Here is a 23,883-nt window from a genome sequence, read left to right as displayed (position 1 = left end):
AAGGATCGTGAACAATGATCATTCAAACTAAGTACCATGGCCAAATGAACATAAAAGAAGAACAAATCATTCTTTTTGAAAACGGGATTCCAGGCTTCCTAGACGAAAAACAGTTCGTCATTCTTCCGCTTTCGGAAGACTCTCCCTTTGTGGCGCTGCAGTCCGTCACTTCAGAAAATCTAGCGTTCATCGTTGTAAGTCCGTTTATCTTTTTTAAGAATTATGAATTTGACCTTGATGAATCAACTGCTGAACTATTGGATATCGATAATATTGAATACGTAGAAGTCATGACAATATTGACCATGGCAGAACCATTCGAAAAATCGACTGCCAATTTATTGGCTCCCATTATTGTGAATCGCAAAAACATGATGGCTAAGCAAGTCGTTTTACACGACTCCTCATATACGACAAAGCATCCGATTGGAGGAGAATCATGCTAGTTTTATCGCGGAAAATGAACGAAGCGATTCAAATAGGTGCTGACATTGAAGTGAAAGTCATTGCGGTTGAGGGTGACCAAGTGAAAATTGGAATCGACGCCCCAAAGCATATTGATATTCACAGGAAAGAAATCTACTTAACCATTCAAGAAGAAAATAACCGTGCGGCAGCGCTATCCGGAGATGTGATCTCCGCATTATCCTCACAAAAAAAGTGAGGATTTTTTTATTTTTGTATAAACAAAATCACAGACAATCCGATATTAATGATGTAGCCGGGAGGAGACGCGAATGCTCTGCCAGTTACAAAAAATGAGGCACAAGGACGTGCCTGAAAACATATTCAGGGAGGAACAAAACAATGAGAATTAACCACAATATTGCAGCGCTTAACACACTGAACCGTTTGTCTTCAAACAACGGTGCGAGCCAAAAGAACATGGAGAAACTTTCTTCAGGTCTTCGTATTAACCGTGCGGGAGATGACGCAGCGGGTCTTGCGATCTCTGAAAAAATGAGAGGACAAATCAGAGGTCTTGAAATGGCTTCCAAAAACTCTCAAGACGGAATCTCTCTTATCCAAACCGCTGAGGGTGCATTGACTGAAACTCATGCGATCCTTCAACGTATGCGTGAACTTACTGTTCAAGCTGGTAACACTGGGACACAGCAACAAGAAGATCTTGGTGCAATTAAAGATGAAATGGATGCGCTTATCGAGGAAATTGATGGAATTTCAAACCGTACTGAATTTAACGGTAAAAAGTTGCTAGACGGATCTAATTCTACGGATGGTTTTACATTCCAAATTGGTGCGAATGCTGGACAACAACTAAATGTTAAAATTGACAGCATGTCAGCAACTGCCCTAGGAGTAAACACTCTTGATGTAACAGATTTCGCTACTACTTCTTTTGATGATCAACTTAAAAGTATTGATACTGCCATCAATACTGTATCAACTCAACGCGCTAAATTAGGTGCGGTACAAAACCGTCTTGAGCATACAATCAACAACTTAGGCGCTTCTGGTGAAAACCTGACAGCTGCTGAGTCTCGTATCCGTGACGTTGACATGGCTAAAGAGATGAGCGAGTTCACTAAGAACAACATTCTTTCTCAAGCTTCTCAAGCGATGCTTGCACAAGCGAACCAACAGCCGCAAAACGTACTTCAATTGTTACGTTAATTTTGAAAAAGACCTTGGCGTTTGCCGGGGTCTTTTATTTTATATTGATAACTCCGAATCATTCCCCTTGCTGTCTCTAACTCATGATATAATAACCGAATTCTCCACTACCTATTTATAAATGTATTTTCATACAAAAACGAGTGAGTTTTTTTCCAAAAATATGTGTAATCTTATCTCGATTTAGTCGATATAAACGATAGATTGGGACATAGGGGATGATCAATTGAATATTGAAAGGCTCACTACGTTACAACCTGTTTGGGATCGTTATGATACTCAAATACATAATCAGAAAGATCATGAGAGTGAGGTTCCTATGCATCAAGTTTCATATACCAATCTTGCTGAAATGGTAGGGGAAATGAACAAGCTTTTGGAACCTTCGCAAGTTCACCTGAAGTTTGAGCTTCATGAAAAGTTAAATGAATACTATGTAAAGGTAATAGAGGACTCTACAAATGAAGTGATCCGCGAAATTCCGCCGAAACGGTGGCTTGATTTTTATGCGGCAATGACTGAATTTCTTGGGTTGTTTGTTGATGAAAAAAAGTAGATTAGGAGTGGTTTGAAATGGTCACGAGAATAACGGGGCTGGCGTCAGGAATGGATATAGATGATATCGTATCAAAGCTAATGCAGACAGAAAGAGCGCCGCTTGACAGGCTGACGCAAAAAAAACAGACTCTTGAATGGCAGCGTGACAGCTATCGTGAAGTAAATTCAAAAATAAAAGAACTTCAAGATTATATGTCTAAAAATACATTGACATATCCGAGTACGTATCAGAGCAAAACTGTGACAAGCTCAAATGAGTCTGTGTTAACTGCTACAGGAAGCGCAAGTGCGCCAAACTCTTCTTCTACTGTTGAAGTAGCGAGCTTGGCAACCGCAGCAACGTATAAGTCAAATAATTATACGGGATACACACAAGGCGATTATAATTTGGCATTCAACGTCGTTGCGCCTGGCGAGACAACAGCAAAAACAGTAAACATCAGTGTCACCAGCGCCGATACAATTGATAATGTGATTTCTAAAATTAATAGCTCAGATCTGGGCGTATCAGCATTTAAAGATAAAATTTGGAACGGTTCAGAGTATGTAGAAACGATTGCGTTTTCTTCTAAGGCAACAGGTGCAGGAGGCAGCATACAGGCAGTAGACTCTGCTACAGCCGACTTTATGTCCGGCCAGCTCGGTTTTTCTTTAGACGCTGATAATAAGCTCACGGCTTACAAAGAAGGAACAAATGCAAAAGTCACAATTAATGGCTTTGAAATGGAGAAGCTGACAAACAACTTTACGGTTAATGGTGTTACCTACTCGATTAAAAATACAACTGCAGCAACAGGCCCTGTTACGACAACTGTTTCAACTGATGTTGACGGGATTTATAACCAAATTAAAGAGTTTGTAGATAAATACAATGAATTGGTAGACAGCCTGAATGAAAAGCTTAAGGAAGAAAAATACCGAGACTATACTCCGTTGACGAGTGAGCAAAAAGAAGCAATGTCCGATAAAGAGGTAGAACTCTGGGAAGAGAAGGCAAAAAGCGGATTGCTGAGAAATGATACCAGCATAAGCACAGGTATAAACCAAATGAGGACTGATTTTTATTCTCAAGTAAATGCGGATGGCAAAACCTATCAATTAACTGAATTCGGCATTACAACATCAAGTGCTTACCAGTTGCGGGGACATTTAGAGATTAATGAAGATAAACTGAAAGCAAAAATACAAGAAGATCCGCAAAGTGTTGCCGCTTTATTTACAAGCGGAACGAACAGCAGCGATTATAGTGATAAAGGGATTATGAAACGCATCGGTGACACACTGAAAAGTACAGTGAAAAGCATTGAAGCAAAAGCCGGCAACTCGACAATGGGAACCAATGACTACTCAATCGGCAAAAATCTAAATACGATCAGCACGGATATCACGAAAATGCAGGACCGATTGAATACCATAGAAAACCGCTATTATACAAAATTCAGTGCAATGGATTCTGCGATACAAAAAATGAACGAACAAGCGTCCTATTTATCACAGCTACTTGTACAATAAATGTAATTTGGAGGATGACACATGGCGATCCAAAATCCTTATACAGCCTATCAGCAAAATTCAGTGAATACCGCTACACCCGGTGAACTGACGCTTATGCTGTATAATGGCTGTTTGAAATTTATAAGACTTGCCTCTCAGGCCATCGAGAATGATGAGATGGAACGTAAAAATGAAAATCTGATTAAGGCGCAAAATATCATTCAGGAATTAAATTTTACGCTTAACCGTAATATAGAGCTTTCCGCTTCCATGGGTGCGATGTACGATTATATGTATCGAAGATTGGTACAGGCAAATATTAAAAATGATACGAGTATGCTGGCTGAGGTTGAAGGCTATGTAATAGATTTTCGCGATGCTTGGAAACAGGCCATTCAAAGTGAACGGAAGGACCGGCACGGATCAGGCGGGATCGTATGACAAACATAGATCAATTATACACTGAGACGGAGAGTATGCTGTCACACATTCAAAATACACCGGAAAGCGATGAACTTTTAAGGCAAATTGAAGACTTTGTGGCCAAACGGTCTGACCTTATTCAGGAGATATCTCTGCCGCTTTCTGAAGAAGAGCGAAAGCAGATAAAGCTTTTGCTGACAAGGGATCAGCTTATTGTGAAGGAAATGGAAAGACTGAAGCAGTCAATCGCAGCAGAACTTCAGCAGGTAAAAAAGAAACGAGTGATGCACACGACGTATCTAAATCCTTATAACAACCTTACGATTGACGGCACATATTATGACAAGCGTAAATAGGTGAGTGCCTTGAAGAGCATTGAAGATTATACGCTTTTATCAGCTTATTATCATCTTCTTTTTACCATCGAGGAAGGGCTGTGTTATTTGATAGAAGCTGAACAGAATTTATCAAAAACAGAAGGGGATCGGATCTACCAGGATCTGATCCAAGCCTTTTTTTATTTGGATTCCACTCATTCAACACTCCTGTTTGTGATGAACACGCGGTGTGCTGAAGTATGTATTAAAGCATTTGACGAAATTTTTGCGGAGTTTGATCAATTGGTATCTTTCTCTTTTCCCTCTCATGAGTTCTGTGAGTTTTTAAAAGAACATTTTCTGATTCATTATAGAAAATGGATGCTGTCCATTCATCAATGTATGGCGCCCTTTGTAATCAATTAGGCCAGGGTGAGGTATTTGTTTCTTACATCCAGCATATACATATACCTCCGAACCGCCAATACACCAGGAAAGACAAACATAATTCGACAAAGTTCACTGAGCTTTCACAAAAGATTTACGTTTCAGCAGGTATTGTAAAGGGTAAAAGAGAAATAGATACATATCCTTAATAAAAGGGAGGCGTTCTTTGATGAACTATAACATCAGAGGAGAAAATATTGAAGTGACATCCGCGTTAAAGGATCATGTCGAGAAGAAGATCGGCAAGCTGGAGCGGTATTTTGACCATAGCGTGAATGCCGATGTGAACGTCAACTTGAAGTTTTACAATGACAAGGAGTCTAAAGTTGAGGTTACAATTCCGATGACAGATCTTGCGCTTCGGTCCGAGGTGCATAACGAGGATATGTACAACGCAATTGATCTCGCCACAAACAAGCTGGAACGTCAAATCCGTAAGCATAAAACAAAAGTAAACCGCAAATTCCGTGAGCAGGGTCTTCCGAAATCTTCATTGGCAAACGGTCTCGGGTCGGATACAGATATTGCGGTTCAAGACGACATAGAAGAAGATGAAAGCTTAGAAATCGTCCGTCAGAAGCGCTTTAATTTAAAGCCGATGGATAATGAAGAAGCGATCTTACAAATGAATTTGCTTGGCCATAACTTCTTTGTTTTCACAAATGCGGAAACTAACCTTACAAACGTCGTGTACCGCAGAAATGACGGGAAATATGGCCTGATTGAACCGACTGAATAATGAAGAGCAACCTTCCGTGATTTTCGCGGAAGGTTTTTGTTTTTTCTTATTTGCAAATTCTTTGGAAATAAGAGAAGGTATGATATGATAATGAGAGGTATACATGGACTAGTAAATTATTTATACATGCATGTCACACAGGCATGTGATGATAGAGGAGCGTTATAAATGCTTGGAATATTAAATAAAATGTTTGATCCAACAAAACGTACGCTGAATAGATACGAAAAAATAGCTAACGATATTGATGCGGTTCGCGGAGACTATGAAAAACTCTCTGACGACGCGCTGAAACATAAAACGATTGAATTTAAAGAGCGCCTTGAAAAAGGGGCGACAACTGATGACCTTCTTGTTGAAGCTTTCGCTGTTGTTCGGGAAGCTTCACGCCGCGTAACCGGCATGTTTCCGTTCAAAGTCCAGCTCATGGGGGGCGTAGCGCTCCATGACGGAAATATCGCTGAAATGAAAACAGGGGAAGGGAAAACGTTAACGTCTACTCTGCCTGTTTATTTAAATGCGTTAACAGGTAAAGGCGTACATATCGTGACTGTCAACGAATACTTGGCAAGCCGTGATGCTGAGCAGATGGGGAAAATTTTCGAGTTTCTCGGTATGACTGTCGGTCTAAATTTAAACTCAATGTCAAAAGACGAAAAACGAGAAGCTTATGCCGCTGACATTACTTACTCTACAAACAACGAGCTTGGTTTCGACTATTTGCGTGACAATATGGTTCTTTATAAAGAGCAGATGGTTCAGCGCCCGCTTCATTTTGCGGTAATAGATGAAGTTGACTCTATTTTAATTGATGAAGCGAGAACACCGCTTATCATTTCTGGACAAGCTGCGAAATCCACTAAGCTGTACGTACAGGCAAATGCTTTTGTCCGTACGTTAAAAGCAGAGAAGGATTATACGTATGATATTAAAACAAAAGGTGTACAGCTGACTGAGGAAGGAATGACGAAGGCGGAAAAAGCGTTCGGCATTGATAACCTGTTTGATGTGAAACATGTCGCGCTCAACCATCATATCAACCAGTCCTTAAAAGCGCATGCTGCGATGCAGAAGGACGTTGACTACGTAGTGGAGGACGGCCAGGTAGTCATCGTTGATTCCTTCACGGGACGTCTGATGAAAGGGCGTCGCTACAGCGAAGGGCTTCACCAAGCGATTGAAGCGAAGGAAGGGCTTGAAATACAAAACGAAAGCATGACCTTGGCGACCATTACTTTCCAGAACTACTTCCGGATGTACGAAAAACTTGCCGGTATGACTGGTACGGCTAAGACAGAGGAAGAAGAATTCCGCAACATCTACAACATGCAGGTTGTCACGATTCCTACTAACAAGCCTGTGGTCCGTGACGACCGTCCGGATTTAATTTACCGCACGATGGAAGGAAAGTTTAAGGCGGTTGCGGAGGATGTCGCACAGCGTTACATGACCGGACAGCCTGTTCTTGTCGGTACGGTTGCGGTCGAAACATCTGAATTGATTTCTAAGCTGCTTAAAAATAAAGGGATCCCCCATCAAGTGTTAAACGCCAAAAACCATGAACGTGAAGCGCAAATCATTGAAGAGGCCGGCCAAAAAGGCGCAGTTACGATTGCGACAAACATGGCGGGGCGCGGAACGGACATTAAGCTTGGCGAAGGTGTAAAAGAGCTTGGCGGACTCGCTGTTGTCGGAACGGAACGCCATGAATCACGCCGGATTGACAATCAGCTCCGAGGACGTTCAGGACGTCAGGGAGACCCGGGGATCACCCAATTTTATCTTTCTATGGAAGATGAATTGATGCGCAGATTCGGGGCAGAGCGGACAATGGCGATGCTTGACCGTTTCGGAATGGACGACTCTACTCCAATTCAAAGCAAAATGGTATCCCGCGCGGTTGAATCGTCCCAAAAACGCGTTGAAGGCAATAACTTCGATTCACGTAAACAGCTTCTCCAATATGATGACGTTCTCCGCCAGCAGCGTGAGGTCATTTATAAGCAGCGCTTTGAAGTCATTGATTCTGAAAACCTGCGTGAAATCGTTGAAAATATGATCAAGTCTTCTCTCGAACGGGCAATTGCAGCCTATACGCCAAGAGAAGAGCTTCCTGAGGAGTGGAAGCTTGATGGTCTTGTTGAGCTTGTCAACACGACTTATCTTGATGAAGGTGTGCTTGAGAAGAGCGATATCTTCGGTAAAGAGCCGGATGAAATGCATGAACTCATTATGGATCGCATCATGACGAAATATAATGAAAAAGAAGAGAAATTCGGCGAAGAGCAAATGCGCGAATTTGAAAAAGTCATCGTCCTTCGAGCCGTTGATTCAAAATGGATGGATCACATCGATGCAATGGATCAGCTCCGCCAAGGGATTCACCTTCGAGCTTACGCACAGACGAATCCGCTTCGAGAGTATCAAATGGAAGGCTTTGCGATGTTTGAGAATATGATTGAATCAATCGAAGACGAGGTTGCAAAATTTGTGATGAAAGCTGAGATTGAAAACAATCTGGAGCGCGAAGAGGTAGTACAGGGCCAGACAACGGCTCTTCAGCAGCAAGAAGGCGATGATAACAAAAAAGCAAAGAAAGCACCGGTTCGCAAAGTGGTTGATATTGGCCGAAATGCCCCATGCCATTGCGGAAGCGGGAAAAAATATAAAAATTGCTGCGGCCGGACTGAATAGTTCGCTCGGACAAGTTTACTGACCGCGGCGCCTGTAGGCGCCCGCGGATCTTTTAATGAGGTGAATGGAATGGAATTATCAGAAATCAGAGTAGAGCTCGAAAATATGGCTTCTCGTTTAGCGGACTTTAGGGGGTCTCTTTGACCTCGAATCAAAGGAGGCCCGCATTGCTGAGCTAGATGAACAAATGTCTGATCCGGAATTCTGGAATGATCAGCAAAAAGCTCAAACGGTTATAAATGAAGCAAACGGTATAAAGGATTATGTCAATTCGTATAAAAAATTGAATGACTCCCACGAAGAACTGCAAATGACTCATGATCTTTTGAAGGAAGAGCCGGACTCTGACCTCCAGCTTGAGCTTGAAAAAGAACTAAAATCATTAACAAAAGAATTCAATGAGTTTGAGCTTCAGCTTCTTCTCAGTGAGCCGTATGATAAAAATAATGCGATTTTAGAACTGCACCCTGGTGCTGGCGGTACAGAGTCACAGGACTGGGGCTCTATGCTTCTTAGAATGTATACCAGATGGGGAGAACGCCGCGGCTTTAAGGTGGAAACGCTCGATTACCTTCCAGGTGATGAGGCGGGAATTAAGTCAGTCACATTGCTGATCAAAGGGCACAACGCCTACGGTTATCTCAAAGCAGAAAAAGGTGTCCATCGTCTCGTGCGGATTTCACCGTTTGATTCGTCAGGCCGCCGCCACACGTCTTTCGTTTCATGTGAAGTCATGCCTGAATTTAACGATGAGATCGATATCGATATCCGTACGGAAGATATTAAGGTTGATACGTATCGTGCAAGCGGAGCGGGCGGACAGCACGTCAATACGACGGATTCAGCCGTTCGGATTACTCACTTGCCAACGAATGTGGTTGTGACGTGCCAAACGGAACGCTCACAAATTAAAAACCGTGAAAGAGCTATGAAAATGCTAAAGGCCAAGCTATATCAGCGCAGAATTGAAGAACAGCAGGCAGAGCTGGATGAAATTCGCGGTGAACAAAAAGAAATCGGCTGGGGCAGCCAAATCCGGTCTTACGTATTCCATCCGTACTCCATGGTGAAAGACCATCGGACCAATACAGAAATGGGGAACGTTCAAGCGGTAATGGATGGAGACATTGATACATTTATTGATGCCTACCTGCGTTCTAAGCTATCATAAGCAGAAGAACACACCTGATGGATACAGGTGTGTTTTTTTAATTTCTGCATATCCTTGATTCCACTGCTGCTTTAGCATATTACCACTGTATTTGGGTGTTATTTACATCTAATCAGGGAAGGATTAAAATGCTATCGGAGAGCTTTGGAAGAAACGGAGGATATATGATGGATGTACGAAATAAAACATATCAAATGATAAGGGATTATGCATACATACTGATAGGAGCAGCGATTACAGGTGTGTCCTTTAATGTATTTTTGCTTCCAAACAAGATTGCTGCCGGTGGTGTCAGCGGAATTAGCACAATTTTGCAGTCATATGGTTTTGAAGCGGCGTATGTACAGTGGATTATTAATATTCCTTTATTTATTGCCGGTGTCATTTTACTCGGAGGAAAATTTGGACTTAAGACGCTTGCGGGGTCTGTTTTTTTGCCACTTGTTGTCTATTTAACAAGAGATATTCAGCCAGCCACTCATCATGAGCTCCTGGCGGCGATTTTTGGCGGCGTAGGCATCGGTGTCGGAATTGGCATTGTGTACTTAGGGAAAGGCTCAACGGGTGGAACGGCCTTGGCTGCACAGATCATTCATAAGTACTCCGGTCTGTCATTGGGGACGTGTCTCGCCCTCATTGATGGATTGATTGTCGTTTCGGCTATGATTGTATTTAATATTGAGCAAGGCTTATATGCCATGCTAGGAGTCTTTGTCTCCAGCAAAACCATTGACGTCGTTCAAGTCGGCTTCAATCGTTCAAAAATGGCGCTCATTATTACAAAGCAGGAGCAGGCTGTCAAGGAAGCCGTTCTACAGAAGATTGACAGAGGCGTGACGAAAATTTCTGCGGTCGGCGGATATACTGACGATGATCGCCCGATTTTAATGTGCGTGGTTGGGCAAGCGGAATTCATCAAATTGAAACAAATCGTTAAACAGATTGATGAGTCTGCGTTTGTGATTGTAGCAGACGCGAGCGAGGTGCTGGGCGAGGGTTTCAAACGTGCTTAAACGAGGTTATAATATGGAAGAGATCGTAAAGGAGTTGTGCTTCTCAACATGAAATCAAAGCTATCGATACTAATGCTTGTATTTGCGCTTTCTGCTCTATTGGCTGCCTGCGGTTCAAACAATGCAAAAGAGGAGAAGACAGACACCGGCAGCAAGACTGAAGCCTCGGCATCTGAAGGGGAAGAATTATATCAGCAAAGCTGCGTAGGCTGTCACGGCAAGGATTTAGAAGGTATGTCAGGGCCTAATCTCCAAGAGGTTGGGGGCAAATACGACGAAGACAAAATTGAAAGTATTATTAAAAACGGCCGCGGCAATATGCCGAAGGGGCTTGTAGATGATAAGGAAGCCTCCGTTATTGCCAAATGGCTGTCAGAAAAAAAGTAAGGTGAGAAAATCTTTGCCGCAGTGCAGGCAAGGATTTTTTTATGCCATGAGAATATGAATGAAAAGAAACTGTAATAGTATTATGTCTAATTTTGACGTATAATGAAGTGTATTGAGAAATAAAACTTTCAGACTTTTCATCTTTTTACAAATGAATGGGTCTTAATTTTTCGAATGCATTCGAAAAGTATGACCGTGTGATAGATAAAATGATATAAAGATTAGGTGATTTCATGATAGAGATAAAGGAAGTATATAAAGCCTATCCGAACGGAGTAAAAGCGCTCAATGGGATTTCTGTTACCATTCATCCCGGTGAGTTTGTTTATGTTGTCGGTCCGAGCGGAGCGGGTAAATCTACTTTTATTAAAATGATATACAGAGAAGAAAAACCGACAAAAGGACAAATTTTAATTAATCATAAAGATCTCGCCACAATTAAAGAAAAAGAGATTCCTTTCGTGCGCCGTAAAATAGGGGTTGTCTTCCAAGATTTTAAGCTTCTGCCGAAACTTACTGTTTTTGAAAATGTGGCTTTTGCCCTTGAAGTGATTGGAGAACAGCCATCTGTCATTAAGAAACGGGTACTTGAAGTGCTTGATCTCGTGCAGCTGAAGCATAAAGCAAGACAATTTCCTGATACGCTTTCAGGTGGGGAACAGCAGCGGGTATCTATTGCCAGATCAATTGTGAACAACCCTGATGTTGTCATTGCTGATGAGCCTACAGGAAACCTTGACCCGGATACGTCCTGGGAAGTGATGAAGACGCTGGAAGAAATCAATAACCGCGGGACAACAGTCGTGATGGCGACACATAACAAAGAAATCGTAAACACCATTAAGAAACGTGTCATTGCAATCGAAGATGGTATCATTGTGCGTGATGAGTCAAGAGGGGAGTATGGTTCTTATGATTAAAATTCTCGGGCGCCACTTGCGTGAGAGTTTTAAATCTCTCGGGAGAAACACATGGATGACGTTTGCATCCATTAGTGCTGTAACCGTTACGCTGATTTTAGTCGGCGTGTTTTTAGTGATTATGCTGAATTTGAATAACATGGCTTCGAATGCTGAAAAACAAGTCGAAATCAAAGTGTTGATTGATCTGACTGCAGATCAGAAGGCACAGGATAAGCTGCAGAACGATATTAAGGAACTGAAAGGCATTCAGAGTGTCACTTTTTCATCAAAAGAAAAAGAGCTTGACCAGCTGGTTGACAGTTTTGGTGACAGCGGAAAATCCCTGACGATGCAGGATCAGGAAAACCCGCTTAATGATGCGTTTGTCGTCAAAACGACAGATCCGCATGATACGCCGAATGTGGCCAAAAAGATTGAAAAAATGGATCATGTGTATAAAGTCACTTACGGAAAAGAAGAGGTCAGCCGTTTGTTTAAAGTGGTCGGCGTTTCCCGCAACATCGGAATTGCGTTAATTATCGGCTTGGTATTTACGGCGATGTTCTTAATTTCCAACACCATTAAAATTACGATTTTCGCAAGAAGAAAAGAAATTGAAATCATGAAGCTTGTCGGCGCGACGAACTGGTTTATCCGCTGGCCATTTTTCCTTGAAGGATTACTGCTTGGCGTATTCGGTTCTGTGATTCCGATTGCACTGGTGCTGAGCACTTATCAATACGTCATCGGGTGGGTCGTTCCGAAGGTTCAAGGATCATTTGTTTCTCTTCTTCCTTATAATCCATTTGTATTCCAAATTTCGTTAGTGCTTGTTGCAATCGGCGCCGTAATTGGAGTATGGGGAAGTCTGACTTCCATCCGGAAGTTTTTGCGAGTATAAAGAGGAAAGAACGTCCCGTTTTCGGGGCGGTTCCAAGGTGTTGACAGAATCCTAAAACGGTTTAACGTTTTAGGATTTTGTCATTTTTTAGCAAGATTAAAACCCCGAAGTCTAGGAGCAAACAAGCATTGGAGCAGAGCGTATGTTGCTCAGGTTTGACAATGAATACGAGGGTTTGTCGACACGCTGAAGCCGTCCTGCTCCCGGGACGGCTTTTCTTTTGCCTTCTTTTTCTTCTATGATTACATGAAATCTCCATCCTTTACATATACTATCTCTAGGTTTTGATAAAGACAGTCTGGCATACAGGAGGAGTAAAGGATGAAGCAAAAAATGATGGCTGTGATCGCAGCGGGTAGCATGCTGTTCGGAGGCGCCGGAGTATATGCGGGAATGAGCCTGCTTGAGATGGATAAGCCCCAGACTGCAGCAGTCCCTGCGACGGCACAAGCTGACTCTGAACGGGATAAGGCTATGGACAAAATCGAAAAAGCGTATGAGTTAATTTCGAATGAGTACGTAGAAAAAGTCGATAGAGAAAAGCTGCTCGAGGGAGCCATCCAGGGAATGCTGTCTACACTAAATGATCCTTATTCTGTCTACATGGACAAGCAGACGGCTAAGCAATTTTCTGATTCTCTTGATTCCTCATTTGAAGGCATCGGGGCCGAGGTTGGAATGGAAGACGGAAAAATTATTATTGTTTCCCCATTTAAGAAATCGCCAGCGGAGAAAGCCGGACTCAAGCCTAATGATGAAATCATAAGCATCAATGGAGAATCGATGGCCGGCAAGGATTTAAACCACGCTGTGTTAAAAATAAGAGGAAAGAAAGGATCCAGTGTTTCCATGAAGATTCAGCGGCCTGGGACGAAGAAGCAGCTGTCATTCCGGATCAAAAGAGCTGAGATTCCGCTCGAAACGGTTTTTGCTTCAGAGAAAAAAGTGCAGGGGCATTCTGTCGGATATATCGCCATCTCTACTTTTTCTGAGCATACCGCGGAGGATTTTGCAAAAGCGCTGGGGAATCTTGAGAAAAAGGGAATAGAAGGCCTCGTTATTGATGTACGCGGCAACCCGGGCGGATATCTTCAAAGTGTGGAAGAAATTCTTAAGCACTTCGTCACAAAGGACCAGCCTTATATTCAAATTGCTGAACGCAATGGAGATAAAAAGCGTTATTTTTCAACATTGGCCCATAAAAAAGCGTATCCTGTCAATGTGATCACGGATAAAGGGAGTGCCTCCGCATCAGAAATTCTTGCCGGCGCATTAAAAGAGGCAGGGCATTATGATGTTGTGGGTGATACGTCTTTTGGTAAGGGAACGGTTCAACAGGCTGTTCCGATGGGAGACGGCAGCAACATCAAATTGACGCTATACAAGTGGCTCACGCCAAATGGGAATTGGATTCATAAGAAAGGAATTGAGCCGACCATTGCGATTAAGCAGCCTGATTATTTTTCCGCCGGGCCATTGCAGCTGAAAGAGCCGCTTAAAGTGGATATGAACAATGAAGACGTCAAGCATGCACAGGTATTATTAAAAGGTCTCAGCTTTGACCCGGGACGTGACGATGGCTATTTTAGCAAAGACATGAAAGAAGCAGTGATGGCTTTTCAGAATCAAAACAAGCTGGATAAAACGGGTGTAATCGACACTCGCACTGCAGATGCATTAAATCAGCTGATAGAAAAGAAAAAATCCGATGAGAAAAATGACTTGCAGCTCCAAACAGCGCTTAAATCATTACTTGTCAATTAAAGGAGATGGTGTTCCATCTCCTGTTTCTTTTTGCTTAATGAAAAAATGAACCATAAGTCACATAAAAAATGAGATTTTGACAAGAAATTTAAAAAACTTTCACAAATAAACATTTATAAAGGACTGTGCTTACCCGATATCAATATATGAGAGAGACTTTCTAACGAGATAATATGTATTTAAAATGAAACTTTTGCAAGTTGCCTAGTCTTTGTTTACTTCATACAATATAGGAAGGTTCTAAAAAGAACAATAATCAGGTTTATGGCAGCTGAACGACAGGAATTAAAGAGTAACGTTAGCGAGAATGCTTGTTGGCACTCCAGTACTGCTGCTTATACTGGCCCGTGCTTATCTGTATAAAGAAAATGGGGGTTCACAATTGAAGAGGGCAAGTATTGTGCGTGAAAAAAAATATTATGAATTAGTTGAACAATTAAAAGACCGAACACAAGACGTAACATTTTCGGCTACAAAAGCACTAAGTCTTCTTATGCTGTTCAGCAGGTATTTGGTCAATTACACGAATGTTGAATCAGTAAATGATATCAACGAAGAATGTGCCAAACATTATTTTAATTACTTAATGAAAAACCATAAGCGATTAGGAATCAATCTGACGGATATAAAAAGGTCGATGCATCTGATCAGCGGGTTATTGGATGTGGATGTAAACCATTATTTAAAGGATTTTTCACTATCGAATGTCACGCTGTGGATGACCCAAGAGAGATAAACCCTCCTGAGGATATCCAAGCCACTTAATATTTGATAGAATATGAGTAACATGTTTGGCTTGAGGCGGTGAAAGATAGTGTCTGTTCAATGGGGAATTGAACTGTTAAAAAGTGCGGGCCTGTTCTTCTTGCACCCGCTTTTCTGGTTCTTTATCATCATAAGCCTGGCTTTCGGCTATGTAAGAATCAAACGGGAACGGAAAACCTTTCATACAAGAATAGCAGATATTTATGATGATCTTAAATTTACGTATACTAAGGGACTGATCCCGGGTCTCCTTTTGTCAGTTGTTTTAGGTGTACTCGGAATCTCAATTCCTCTCGGTTTACTTGCGATTATGGCCGTTATCACTGCTGCGGCAGCACTCACTCTTCGCGCAAACTGGATGTCTGCTGCATATATCGTCAGTGTAAGTATGCTGATAGGTTTTGGACTGCAAGTGTATCAGGCGGAGCCTTTTCTGGAGAGATTCCCGCAAGGATTTGCAGTCGTTTGGCCGGCTATGGGTGTGTTTTTAGGCTTACTGATTATTATTGAAGGAGCGGTTGCTTATCGTTCAGCACATGTGAGAACATCACCGGCACTTGTCGTAAGCAGCCGCGGTTTGCCGATCGGACAGCAGCTGGCAAACCGGATATGGCTTTTGCCGCTGTTCCTTCTCGTACCCGGTAACGGATTAGAATCGCACCTCAGCTGGTGGCCTGTGTTTACTGTACCCGGTGGGTCATTCCATTTTCTATGGATTCCTTACTTTGTCGGATTCGGGCAAAGGGTGCAGGGGTCGCTGCCTGAAACGAGCATAAGGATCACAGCGAAACGCGTTTGTATTCTCGGCCTTGCCGTTACAGTTCTCGGTGCAGCGAGCTTACTGTGGACGCCGCTTGCGGGTGCAGCCGTTTGTGTGGCTGTTTTCGGACGTATTTTTCTGTCCATTAAGCAAAGGGTGAATGATAACGCGGCTCCTTTTTATTTCTCGAAACGTGATCAGGGCTTAATGGTGCTTGGGATTATACCAAACACACCGGCTGAGGATATGGAATTGAAAATCGGGGAAATCATTACGAAAGTTAATGGCATCTCCGTTAAGAATGTTTCTGATTTTTATGAAGCGCTCCAGCATAACCGTGCCTATGTGAAGCTTGAAATTATCGGTTTGAACGGAGAAATTCGGTTTGATCAGCGAGCTTCTTATGAGGGAGAACATCATGAATTGGGTATCCTGTTCGTAAAGGATGACCGTGAAGACGAAGCAGCCGCTTTGTCCGGATCATAAAAGACAGCCCGGCACCGCGAGAAGATGTGGTGCCGGGCTGTTTTTGTTATGCTGAGTTTTTTTCCATCCGTGCCGATTCATCAGATTTGATTCCTAATGAAACAAAAACGCCAATAATGGATACAGCAAAGAGAATCATAAATAGGGTGTGATAACCCGAAATCAGGCCGATTAAGGCTGATGAAATGATGCTTCCGAAATAACGGAAGGTCGAGAAAATCCCGGACGCCACTCCTGACATCCCAGGGTCTACTGTGGCGAGGGAAGACACCTGCATGCTGGTCAGGCCGACTCCGGACGCAAGCCCGCCCAGGATAAGAGAGAGCATGAGGAACAAGACAGAATGTGAGCTGCTCAACAGCAAAAATAATAGATTCGCTCCAGCCATCATGGCAAATGAAAGAAAAATGATTTTTTTTGCTCCCCATTTGTGATGGAGCTGGGCGCCGACCCAGTTGCTGGCCGACATGAATATCGAAAATACAGAGAGCGCCATGCCGCTGTTAGACGTATTAAGCCCAAATTGACTCGTCATGAATAACGGCATGATCAATAAGACGGCATACATCATCAGATTGCTTAATAAGACTGATAGATTGGCATTTGTAAAGGTTGAGCTTTTAAACAGTGTAAAATCAATGATTGGATGCTGTGTACGTTTTTCTCTTCTGAAAAAAAGCGGGACAAAAAGAAGGATCAATACACTGTATAGCGCATAGCCCCATGAAGCCTCATTTTTCGTCAGCAGGATAATCGAAACGATGCTGCCTGCAAGCAAAAGAGAGCCGATAATATCCAGCGGCGCATCAGATTTATTTTCTTTATATTGAGGGAACATGGTTAATGCCGTAAATAAAGCAATGGCGAGAAATGGGATGTTGACCCAAAAAATCGAATGCCAGCTGAAGCTGTCAATCAGTATAGAGCCAATAAAAGGCCCGAGTGCTGCCCCAAGTCCTGCCCCAAGTCCAAAAAATCCAAACACCTTCGGAAGGCGTTTTTCAGAAATAACGTGACGGATAATGGCAATGCTGTTTGGCGTAAGCAGTGCGCCGCCGACAGCCTGCAATGCCCGAAAGACAATCAACAGCAGCAGGCTCGGTGAGAGCGCGCAGCCTAAGGAAGCGACTAGAAAAAGGCCGACGCCCCATAAGTACATTGTTTTATTGCCGTACATGTCACCGAGTTTTCCGGCAATCGGCTGTGTGACTGCCATCACGATTAAATAAACGGTAACCACCCAAGTGATGCTGGCGATAGACTCGTTATACGTATGGGATATAGATGAGAGCGCGACCGCGATCATCGTGGAGTTAATGGGAACCAGGATGGCCCCTAATAATAGCGAGACGATCAGCGCCCATTCTTTTCTTGTACTCATTGTGATCCTCCTTTTTGTTATGCCAAGGAGTTCATCACGAAATTCCTTTGACAAATAGAGCTGTGCTATGCTCCAGCATTTTTTCCTGGGGCATTGAAATTACCCGGTCTCCTAAATGGAGACGGTGAATAAAATAACCGAAAATGATCGACATAAACACGTCGGCATGCTCCTCTTCATCTCCTGTCTGAACAATCCCTTTTTCGCCCATTGTTTTAAGATAATCAACCAATAGCTGTTTCATAGATTGTGGATATTCTGTTACGTGGTTGATGACATCTTGAAACATGGCCGGCTCACGAAAGCTGATTTTAATGATATCTTTTCTATGTTCCAGCTCCTCCAAGAGACAGGTTCCGATATGAAGCAGGTCTTTGTACAAATCGCCATTAGTTTGTTCCAGAATGCTGCTTCTGTTTGGAGAATGCTGAGAAAGCAAAGCCTCGACTAGTCCCTGTTTGTTTTTAAAATTCCTGAAAATCGTCGCTTCACTTACATTTGCTTTTTCTGCAATTTCTTTTGTAGTCGTAGCGCGATATCCTTTTTTGACGAGCAGCTGCATGGCAGCATCAAGAATTCTCTTATTTGTAGGTCTCAATACGTTTCACCTCACGAATATACTGGCAGGACAAGAATACACCTGCTCCGCTTGTATAAGAAAGAGGGAGGACGCATCAGGCACGGCTGACAACCGTAATTTTGCCATTGCTTCCATCAACAGTGATGATGTCTCCGTCCCGAAGTCTTTCCGTTGCTGTACGTGTGCCGAGAACGGCGGGAATGCCGTACTCGCGGGCAATAATCGCAGCGTGTGACAAAATGCCGCCTGTGTCAGTAATAATTGCTTTTGCGTCTTGAAACAGGCTGGTCCATAGCGGTGTTGTCATTTTGCAAACGAGGACATCCCCAGGATTGAATTGAGAAAATTCACTGGCGTCCCGAATGATTTTTACCGGACCTGTTGCAATGCCGCTTGATGCCGCAATACCAAAAATATGATGCTCCGTGTTTTTTTCATCCTCTATCACAGTGCCGACAATATCTTCTGCAGCTTTGAGCTGTTCTTTTGTTGGAGTGCCGAGATAGGCAGGGGCTTGAGCAAGCTCATACTCGTGAAAGGTCTGTCTGCGTTTTTCAGCCTTTTCTTGCAGGGATACAGGGTGAAGAAGCGCGTTTTCCACTTCATCATCATATAAGAACCAAAGGTCTTCACGATTTTGAATGACACCGTTTTCCGCCAGCCATTCACCTATCTTTAGCAAAAAGACTCTCGCCTTGGCATCCAGCATGGCATCAATATAAAAGTGGTGATCATCCTTTATATTTGCAGAGTTCAGCGTCCATTGATAATAACGGTCAAATTCTTTACGCAAATCGGGGTCTTCTATGTTATCCATAAAGTCATTGTATAATTTCTCGCGTTTTTCTTTCGTTTTCTGAAATTCATTGTCAAAATGATAGCCATTGCGGACATAGTTTTGAATATTGGCAAGGGCATAATATGGGTTTTCTGCCCAGGTCTCTTGAATCAGATCATGGCTCTTTACAGATCGCCATCCGTATTCCTGTAAAAATTCATGGAGGTTCTTCAGGAAGTGTCTGCCCTCATCTGTTTGTTCCATTTTTTCCTGCAGATGTTCCGGCTTGGTGTTTTCAAAAATGGACAGCAGATTCGGCTTATCCTGAACTTCAACAGAAAATAGCCATAAGCGGCGGTCTGTTTCAAGTGATTTGTTCATTTTGCCTGTCAGCATTTCGTAGAAATGAGCGTTTTCGGATTCTCCTTGAATTAGCTGGTACATCGCTTGCAATTTGTTTGTTAGAAGAATTTGCGGAAAAACGATATTGAAGTGCTCCTCATAAGCCGTAAGATAAAAGGCCTTCAGTTTTTGAAAAGCATCCAGTGCACTTTCTGCGGTATGCTCAGTTTGTGAGAGCTGGTCAAGCGTTTTATAAAATGGGAGATATGTGTGATTGATGATGTCATACATACGCTCCGATAATATTGGGAAAAGCTCTTTGCCGCAGTTTTCAGAAGGCAGCTGCTGTCCGCCCTGGCTTTTGGAATAAATATGTCCGCGATAAAGTTTTACTTCTTCAACAACTACACCAATCGGGAACTTTTGCATGCTCCTCTTCAAGCCATACTCCAACGCAGGTACGATCAAGGATGAAAATAACGGGCTCACCGGGCCTTCAATATGTGACTCCATGTTGAGCCAGAAATCATTCATATCAGCATCTGTAATCATGAAGCTGCGTTCTTCTTCTGCCGCTTTTTCGTCCTGTTCAATGGTTGTAATCGGGCGGGCCTGCAGAAGGTATACGTGATGATCAGCGATTCCGAATTCTATATCGACTGGATATCCGTACAGGTCTTCGGTTTTTTTCGTGATTTCAGCCAGTTCAATTACTTGATCATCTGCAAGGCAAAAACGGCTGCGCATATCTTCGCTCGTTTCTTTTTCGGTGATTCCTGCTGCTGCAGCCTCCATATAGATTTCCTTTGCACCTATTTCTTTCTGAATCTCAAACGAAGATTTATTGACTATAAATGTGTCTGGGGTGACACTTCCTGACACGACAGCCTCCCCCAAACCATAGCTGGCGCTGATTAACAGCTCCCTATCATCATGGGTAACAGGATTACGGCTAAAAATAACACCTGATACCTCTGAATGGATCAGGCCCTGAACGACAACTCCCATTAACGGCTCTGCGATGTGGTTATTCATTTTTTTCTTATAGCTGCTGACTCGGCCGGAGAAAAATGAGGCCCAGCACTCTTTCACTTTAGTTAGAAACTCTTCCTCTGTTTTAATATTTAAATAGGTTTCATATTGACCCGCGAATGAAGCGCCTTCTAAATCTTCCGAGGCAGATGAAGAACGCACGGCAACGGATCGGTATGATTCTCTCAGCTTGTAAAAGGAACTTGTCAGTTCATGTTTCAGTTCTTCAGAAAATGTTCCGGCGATGATCCCGCTTTCGATGTTTTCGCTAGTTTCATGGAGCTGGTTATCCTCCATAAAACGGGCAAGTGCATTCGTCTGAATAATAAACCCGTTCGGAACAGGAAGACCGTGTTTGGCCAATTTAATCAAGTTCATGCCTTTTGCTCCTGCAAGCTGGCTGGACTCTTCTGCTTGGCGAAATAATACAGAATACATATTTGAAACCCCTCTTTCCTTCATATTGTTTTTCTCTCTAGTCTTTTATGACGGAGCCTGTGTTCAAAAAAATGATAGTGAACACTATCATTCAATTGTAGGTATTTAGGAAAATGCTGTCAAACGCAGAAAGTCCTAATTAAAATGAATAGTTAAGTTAGTTAGATTATCATGAAAAATACGGCCGTACTGGTGCAGTGTGCCTATTTTTCTTTTATTCTCGGAATTTGGCAGCGGGCATGAATATGCAGCTGAGGTTTATGACTTCATAAAAAAATGCCGCTGATTGGAACAGTGGCAAAATGAAAGAGGTGCTTGTTGTGCTGTTATCGGCACCAAAATGCAATACGGTGATTGATTTTGGCTGAAAAAGGGTATGTTGTAGAAAGAGGGAACGATTGCACGATTGTCCGATTCTTCATTTTTTACTATAATCAGATCAGATGAAGAATCCCTGAGGAGGGTTTTTGTTGATTACAAAAGCCGTTTTTGCAATGTTTTTCCCTTTTATGCTTGTTGTTCTTTTTACAAGAGTCACCTTTAATCATTATGTAGCGATTGCTCTAACTGCTGCATTGCTGTTTGCTTCTTATTTAAAAGGCTATACAGAAACGTATTTTATTGTAGGATTGGATGTTGTGTCTCTTGTGGCTGGCGGACTGTATATGGCCAAAAAAGCTGCTGAGAAAAAAGAAGAATAAATCGGACATAATGAATATAAAGACTGAATTCCTGCTTTTACGTTTTAAAAGCAGGTTTTTTATACACGAAAACAGCTGGAAATAAAAAACCACCGAACTTTAGTTCGTGTTTTTAGTGATTTTGCATTCCATTGTGTTACTATATCTATAGGAAGATTTCGTTAAAGAAACGGAGGCTTATTTTGTGAAAGATCGCTTTGAGTTAGTCTCGAAATATCAGCCCCAGGGAGATCAGCCGAAAGCCATTGAAAAACTTGTAAAAGGAATTCAGGAGGGCAAGAAGCACCAGACTCTGCTGGGAGCGACAGGAACGGGCAAAACATTTACGGTGTCCAATTTGATTAAAGAAGTCAATAAGCCGACGCTCGTAATTGCCCATAACAAAACCCTCGCCGGACAGCTTTACAGTGAGTTCAAGGAATTTTTCCCGAACAACGCTGTCGAGTATTTTGTCAGCTACTACGATTATTATCAGCCGGAGGCGTATGTGCCTCAAACGGATACGTTTATAGAGAAAGACGCAAGTATTAATGATGAAATAGATAAATTAAGACACTCCGCAACATCATCTCTGTTTGAGCGGAGAGATGTCATTATTATTGCGAGTGTGTCTTGTATATATGGCCTCGGTTCGCCTGAAGAATACCGGGAAATGGTTGTGTCACTGCGACCTGAAATGGAAATTGAGCGCAACGAGCTGCTCAGAAAACTAGTAGACATCCAATATGCCCGCAACGATATCGACTTTCAGCGTGGTACATTTCGTGTGCGCGGAGATGTAGTGGAAATCTTCCCGGCATCCCGTGATGAACACTGTATCAGAGTTGAGTTTTTCGGTGATGAAATCGAACGGATTCGGGAAGTGGACGCCCTGACAGGAGAAATTCTCGGCGACCGTGATCATGTCGCGATTTTCCCTGCATCCCACTTCGTAACGCGGGCAGAGAAAATGGAGAAAGCGATTCAAAATATCGAGGAAGAGCTTGAGGAGCAGCTGAAGGTCATGCATGAAAACGGCAAGCTGCTTGAAGCGCAGCGTTTAGAACAGCGGACTAGATATGATCTTGAAATGATGCGGGAAATGGGTTTCTGCTCCGGCATTGAAAACTACTCAAGACATTTGACACTTCGGCCTCCGGGTTCAACACCGTATACGCTTCTTGATTATTTCCCTGACGATTTTATGATCGTGGTAGATGAGTCGCATGTGACGATTCCTCAGGTGCGCGGCATGTTTAATGGAGATCAGGCGCGGAAACAGGTGCTGGTGGATCACGGTTTCCGGCTTCCGTCAGCGCTTGATAACCGTCCGCTCCGGTTTGAAGAATTTGAAAAGCATATGCACAATATCGTGTATGTATCAGCAACACCAGGCCAGTATGAGATTGAGCATACGGATGAAATGATCGAGCAGATCATCCGTCCGACAGGCCTTCTTGACCCGCTTATTGACGTGCGCCCGATCGAAGGCCAGATTGACGATTTGATCGGCGAAATTCAAGCAAGAATCGAGCGGGATGAACGGGTCCTCGTGACAACCTTGACGAAGAAAATGTCAGAGGATCTGACCGATTATTTAAAAGAAATCGGCATTAAAGTAAACTATCTGCATTCAGAGATTAAGACGCTTGAACGGATTGAAATCATCCGCGATCTGCGCCTTGGCAAGCATGATGTACTTGTCGGCATCAACCTGCTGAGGGAAGGGCTCGACATTCCCGAAGTATCTCTCGTTGCGATTTTGGATGCGGATAAGGAAGGCTTCCTACGGTCTGAGCGTTCTCTGATTCAGACCATCGGACGGGCAGCAAGGAACTCTGAAGGACGCGTCATTATGTACGCAGATAAAATGACGAAATCTATGGAAATTGCGATTAATGAGACAAAACGCCGCCGCGAGCAGCAGGAGCGGTTTAACGAAGAGCACGGCATTACGCCGAAAACGATCAATAAAGAAATTCGCGATGTCATTCGTGCCACAGTAGCAGCTGAAGATAAAGCGGAATACAAAACAAAAGCCGCGCCGAAGCTGTCGAAAATGACGAAGAAAGAACGCCAGAAAGTCGTCGAACAGATGGAGCACGAAATGAAGGAAGCCGCCAAGGCGCTTGACTTTGAAAGAGCCGCGGAGCTTCGCGATTTACTTTTAGAGCTAAAAGCGGAAGGATGATGAAC

23 protein-coding genes are annotated in these 23,883 nt (G+C 43.0%); 20 read left to right on the top strand and 3 right to left on the bottom strand.

What is annotated here, in order from left to right:
* Window positions 1–14: 14 nt before the first annotated feature.
* From fliW to minJ, 18 genes are all read left to right on the top strand, one after another.
* Window positions 15–446: a flagellar assembly protein FliW gene (fliW, locus tag Q3W56_RS03025; protein WP_302894439.1), complete on the top strand. Its 432-nt coding sequence runs from the start codon at window positions 15–17 to the stop codon at window positions 444–446.
* Complete coding sequence (csrA, locus tag Q3W56_RS03020; protein WP_019715877.1) at window positions 440–664, top strand: carbon storage regulator CsrA; 225 nt, start codon at window positions 440–442, stop codon at window positions 662–664. Before fliW ends, csrA begins: the two co-directional genes overlap by 7 nt.
* Before the next feature lie 143 nt (window positions 665–807).
* Entirely contained in the window at window positions 808–1,635 is an 828-nt protein-coding gene (gene hag, locus Q3W56_RS03015) for a flagellin Hag (protein ID WP_019715876.1), read from the top strand.
* A gap of 226 nt (window positions 1,636–1,861) precedes the next feature.
* Complete coding sequence (gene flaG, locus Q3W56_RS03010; RefSeq protein ID WP_302894438.1) at window positions 1,862–2,191, top strand: flagellar protein FlaG; 330 nt, start codon at window positions 1,862–1,864, stop codon at window positions 2,189–2,191.
* A gap of 17 nt (window positions 2,192–2,208) precedes the next feature.
* On the top strand, window positions 2,209–3,705 hold the full coding sequence (locus Q3W56_RS03005; RefSeq protein WP_302894437.1) for a flagellar hook-associated protein 2: 1,497 nt from the start codon (window positions 2,209–2,211) through the stop codon (window positions 3,703–3,705).
* Window positions 3,706–3,726: 21 nt separating this feature from the next.
* Window positions 3,727–4,128, top strand: a complete 402-nt coding sequence (gene fliS / locus Q3W56_RS03000; protein ID WP_268399061.1) for a flagellar export chaperone FliS — start codon at window positions 3,727–3,729, stop codon at window positions 4,126–4,128.
* Window positions 4,125–4,466, top strand: coding sequence for a flagellar protein FliT (fliT, locus tag Q3W56_RS02995; protein WP_268399059.1), 342 nt, complete (start codon window positions 4,125–4,127; stop codon window positions 4,464–4,466). The genes fliS and fliT overlap by 4 nt, the downstream gene beginning before the upstream one ends.
* A gap of 9 nt (window positions 4,467–4,475) precedes the next feature.
* On the top strand, window positions 4,476–4,853 hold the full coding sequence (locus Q3W56_RS02990) for a DUF8042 domain-containing protein (RefSeq protein WP_019715871.1): 378 nt from the start codon (window positions 4,476–4,478) through the stop codon (window positions 4,851–4,853).
* 190 nt (window positions 4,854–5,043) lie between these two features.
* Window positions 5,044–5,613, top strand: coding sequence for a ribosome hibernation promotion factor (gene hpf, locus Q3W56_RS02985; protein WP_302894436.1), 570 nt, complete (start codon window positions 5,044–5,046; stop codon window positions 5,611–5,613).
* Between the two features lie 168 nt (window positions 5,614–5,781).
* Entirely contained in the window at window positions 5,782–8,307 is a 2,526-nt protein-coding gene (secA, locus tag Q3W56_RS02980) for a preprotein translocase subunit SecA (protein ID WP_302894435.1), read from the top strand.
* Window positions 8,308–8,376: 69 nt separating this feature from the next.
* Window positions 8,377–9,478, top strand: a protein-coding gene (prfB, locus tag Q3W56_RS02975) for a peptide chain release factor 2 (protein ID WP_302894434.1) whose coding sequence is annotated in 2 segments (ribosomal slippage) — window positions 8,377–8,448 and window positions 8,450–9,478 — 1,101 coding nt in all. Because the reading frame shifts where the segments join, the coding sequence is not laid out codon by codon here.
* Between the two features lie 167 nt (window positions 9,479–9,645).
* On the top strand, window positions 9,646–10,491 hold the full coding sequence (locus Q3W56_RS02970; protein WP_302894433.1) for a YitT family protein: 846 nt from the start codon (window positions 9,646–9,648) through the stop codon (window positions 10,489–10,491).
* Window positions 10,492–10,539: 48 nt separating this feature from the next.
* On the top strand, window positions 10,540–10,878 hold the full coding sequence (cccB, locus tag Q3W56_RS02965; protein ID WP_302894432.1) for a cytochrome c551: 339 nt from the start codon (window positions 10,540–10,542) through the stop codon (window positions 10,876–10,878).
* A 233-nt stretch (window positions 10,879–11,111) separates the two neighbouring features.
* Entirely contained in the window at window positions 11,112–11,798 is a 687-nt protein-coding gene (ftsE, locus tag Q3W56_RS02960; protein WP_019715866.1) for a cell division ATP-binding protein FtsE, read from the top strand.
* Window positions 11,791–12,681 (top strand): permease-like cell division protein FtsX, encoded by an 891-nt coding sequence (gene ftsX, locus Q3W56_RS02955; protein ID WP_029317129.1) that lies wholly within the window; start codon window positions 11,791–11,793, stop codon window positions 12,679–12,681. Before ftsE ends, ftsX begins: the two co-directional genes overlap by 8 nt.
* A gap of 321 nt (window positions 12,682–13,002) precedes the next feature.
* The gene (ctpB, locus tag Q3W56_RS02950; RefSeq protein WP_302894431.1) at window positions 13,003–14,445 is read left to right on the top strand and encodes a carboxy-terminal processing protease CtpB; all 1,443 of its coding nucleotides are present in this window, start codon (window positions 13,003–13,005) and stop codon (window positions 14,443–14,445) included.
* Between the two features lie 382 nt (window positions 14,446–14,827).
* On the top strand, window positions 14,828–15,181 hold the full coding sequence (gene swrA / locus Q3W56_RS02945) for a swarming motility protein SwrAA (RefSeq protein WP_015251121.1): 354 nt from the start codon (window positions 14,828–14,830) through the stop codon (window positions 15,179–15,181).
* A 78-nt stretch (window positions 15,182–15,259) separates the two neighbouring features.
* Window positions 15,260–16,456 (top strand): cell division topological determinant MinJ, encoded by a 1,197-nt coding sequence (minJ, locus tag Q3W56_RS02940; RefSeq protein WP_302894430.1) that lies wholly within the window; start codon window positions 15,260–15,262, stop codon window positions 16,454–16,456.
* A gap of 46 nt (window positions 16,457–16,502) precedes the next feature.
* Here minJ and Q3W56_RS02935 read toward each other — a convergent pair whose 3' ends face one another.
* The 3 genes from Q3W56_RS02935 to Q3W56_RS02925 form a co-directional block, all read right to left on the bottom strand.
* Window positions 16,503–17,837: an MFS transporter gene (locus Q3W56_RS02935; RefSeq protein WP_302894429.1), complete on the bottom strand. Its 1,335-nt coding sequence runs from the start codon at window positions 17,835–17,837 to the stop codon at window positions 16,503–16,505.
* A 34-nt stretch (window positions 17,838–17,871) separates the two neighbouring features.
* Window positions 17,872–18,435: a TetR/AcrR family transcriptional regulator gene (locus Q3W56_RS02930; protein WP_019715861.1), complete on the bottom strand. Its 564-nt coding sequence runs from the start codon at window positions 18,433–18,435 to the stop codon at window positions 17,872–17,874.
* Window positions 18,436–18,511: 76 nt separating this feature from the next.
* A complete protein-coding gene (locus Q3W56_RS02925) occupies window positions 18,512–21,007 on the bottom strand; it encodes a PEP/pyruvate-binding domain-containing protein (RefSeq protein ID WP_302894428.1) in 2,496 nt (831 codons plus the stop codon).
* Window positions 21,008–21,477: 470 nt separating this feature from the next.
* Here Q3W56_RS02925 and Q3W56_RS02920 point away from each other — a divergent pair, with 470 nt between their 5' ends.
* Both Q3W56_RS02920 and uvrB read left to right on the top strand, forming a co-directional pair.
* Window positions 21,478–21,708: a DUF2198 family protein gene (locus Q3W56_RS02920; protein ID WP_019715860.1), complete on the top strand. Its 231-nt coding sequence runs from the start codon at window positions 21,478–21,480 to the stop codon at window positions 21,706–21,708.
* Window positions 21,709–21,892: 184 nt separating this feature from the next.
* Window positions 21,893–23,878 carry an excinuclease ABC subunit UvrB gene (gene uvrB, locus Q3W56_RS02915; RefSeq protein WP_019715859.1) on the top strand — a complete coding sequence of 662 codons (1,986 nt, stop codon included), beginning with the start codon at window positions 21,893–21,895 and terminating at the stop codon, window positions 23,876–23,878.
* The last annotated feature ends 5 nt before the right edge of the window (window positions 23,879–23,883 follow it).

It is taken from the genome of Bacillus sp. C28GYM-DRY-1 (assembly GCF_030519405.1).
In the GTDB taxonomy this organism is placed as follows: Bacteria; Bacillota; Bacilli; order Bacillales; family Bacillaceae; genus Bacillus; species Bacillus spizizenii_A.
Note: the sequence above shows the minus strand (reverse complement) of the source record. Positions and strands in the feature narration are given on the sequence as shown.

Coding starts and splice junctions, on each gene's coding strand:
- ctpB (WP_302894431.1), top strand. CDS start 13,003: ATGAAGCAAAAAATGATGGCTGTGATCGCAGCGGGTAGCATGCTGTTC.
- fliS (WP_268399061.1), top strand. CDS start 3,727: ATGGCGATCCAAAATCCTTATACAGCCTATCAGCAAAATTCAGTGAAT.
- fliW (WP_302894439.1), top strand. CDS start 15: ATGATCATTCAAACTAAGTACCATGGCCAAATGAACATAAAAGAAGAA.
- fliT (WP_268399059.1), top strand. CDS start 4,125: ATGACAAACATAGATCAATTATACACTGAGACGGAGAGTATGCTGTCA.
- Q3W56_RS02935 (WP_302894429.1), bottom strand. CDS start 17,837: ATGAGTACAAGAAAAGAATGGGCGCTGATCGTCTCGCTATTATTAGGG.
- Q3W56_RS02970 (WP_302894433.1), top strand. CDS start 9,646: ATGGATGTACGAAATAAAACATATCAAATGATAAGGGATTATGCATAC.
- Q3W56_RS02925 (WP_302894428.1), bottom strand. CDS start 21,007: ATGTATTCTGTATTATTTCGCCAAGCAGAAGAGTCCAGCCAGCTTGCA.
- ftsE (WP_019715866.1), top strand. CDS start 11,112: ATGATAGAGATAAAGGAAGTATATAAAGCCTATCCGAACGGAGTAAAA.
- cccB (WP_302894432.1), top strand. CDS start 10,540: ATGAAATCAAAGCTATCGATACTAATGCTTGTATTTGCGCTTTCTGCT.
- hag (WP_019715876.1), top strand. CDS start 808: ATGAGAATTAACCACAATATTGCAGCGCTTAACACACTGAACCGTTTG.
- secA (WP_302894435.1), top strand. CDS start 5,782: ATGCTTGGAATATTAAATAAAATGTTTGATCCAACAAAACGTACGCTG.
- ftsX (WP_029317129.1), top strand. CDS start 11,791: ATGATTAAAATTCTCGGGCGCCACTTGCGTGAGAGTTTTAAATCTCTC.
- hpf (WP_302894436.1), top strand. CDS start 5,044: ATGAACTATAACATCAGAGGAGAAAATATTGAAGTGACATCCGCGTTA.
- Q3W56_RS03005 (WP_302894437.1), top strand. CDS start 2,209: ATGGTCACGAGAATAACGGGGCTGGCGTCAGGAATGGATATAGATGAT.
- csrA (WP_019715877.1), top strand. CDS start 440: ATGCTAGTTTTATCGCGGAAAATGAACGAAGCGATTCAAATAGGTGCT.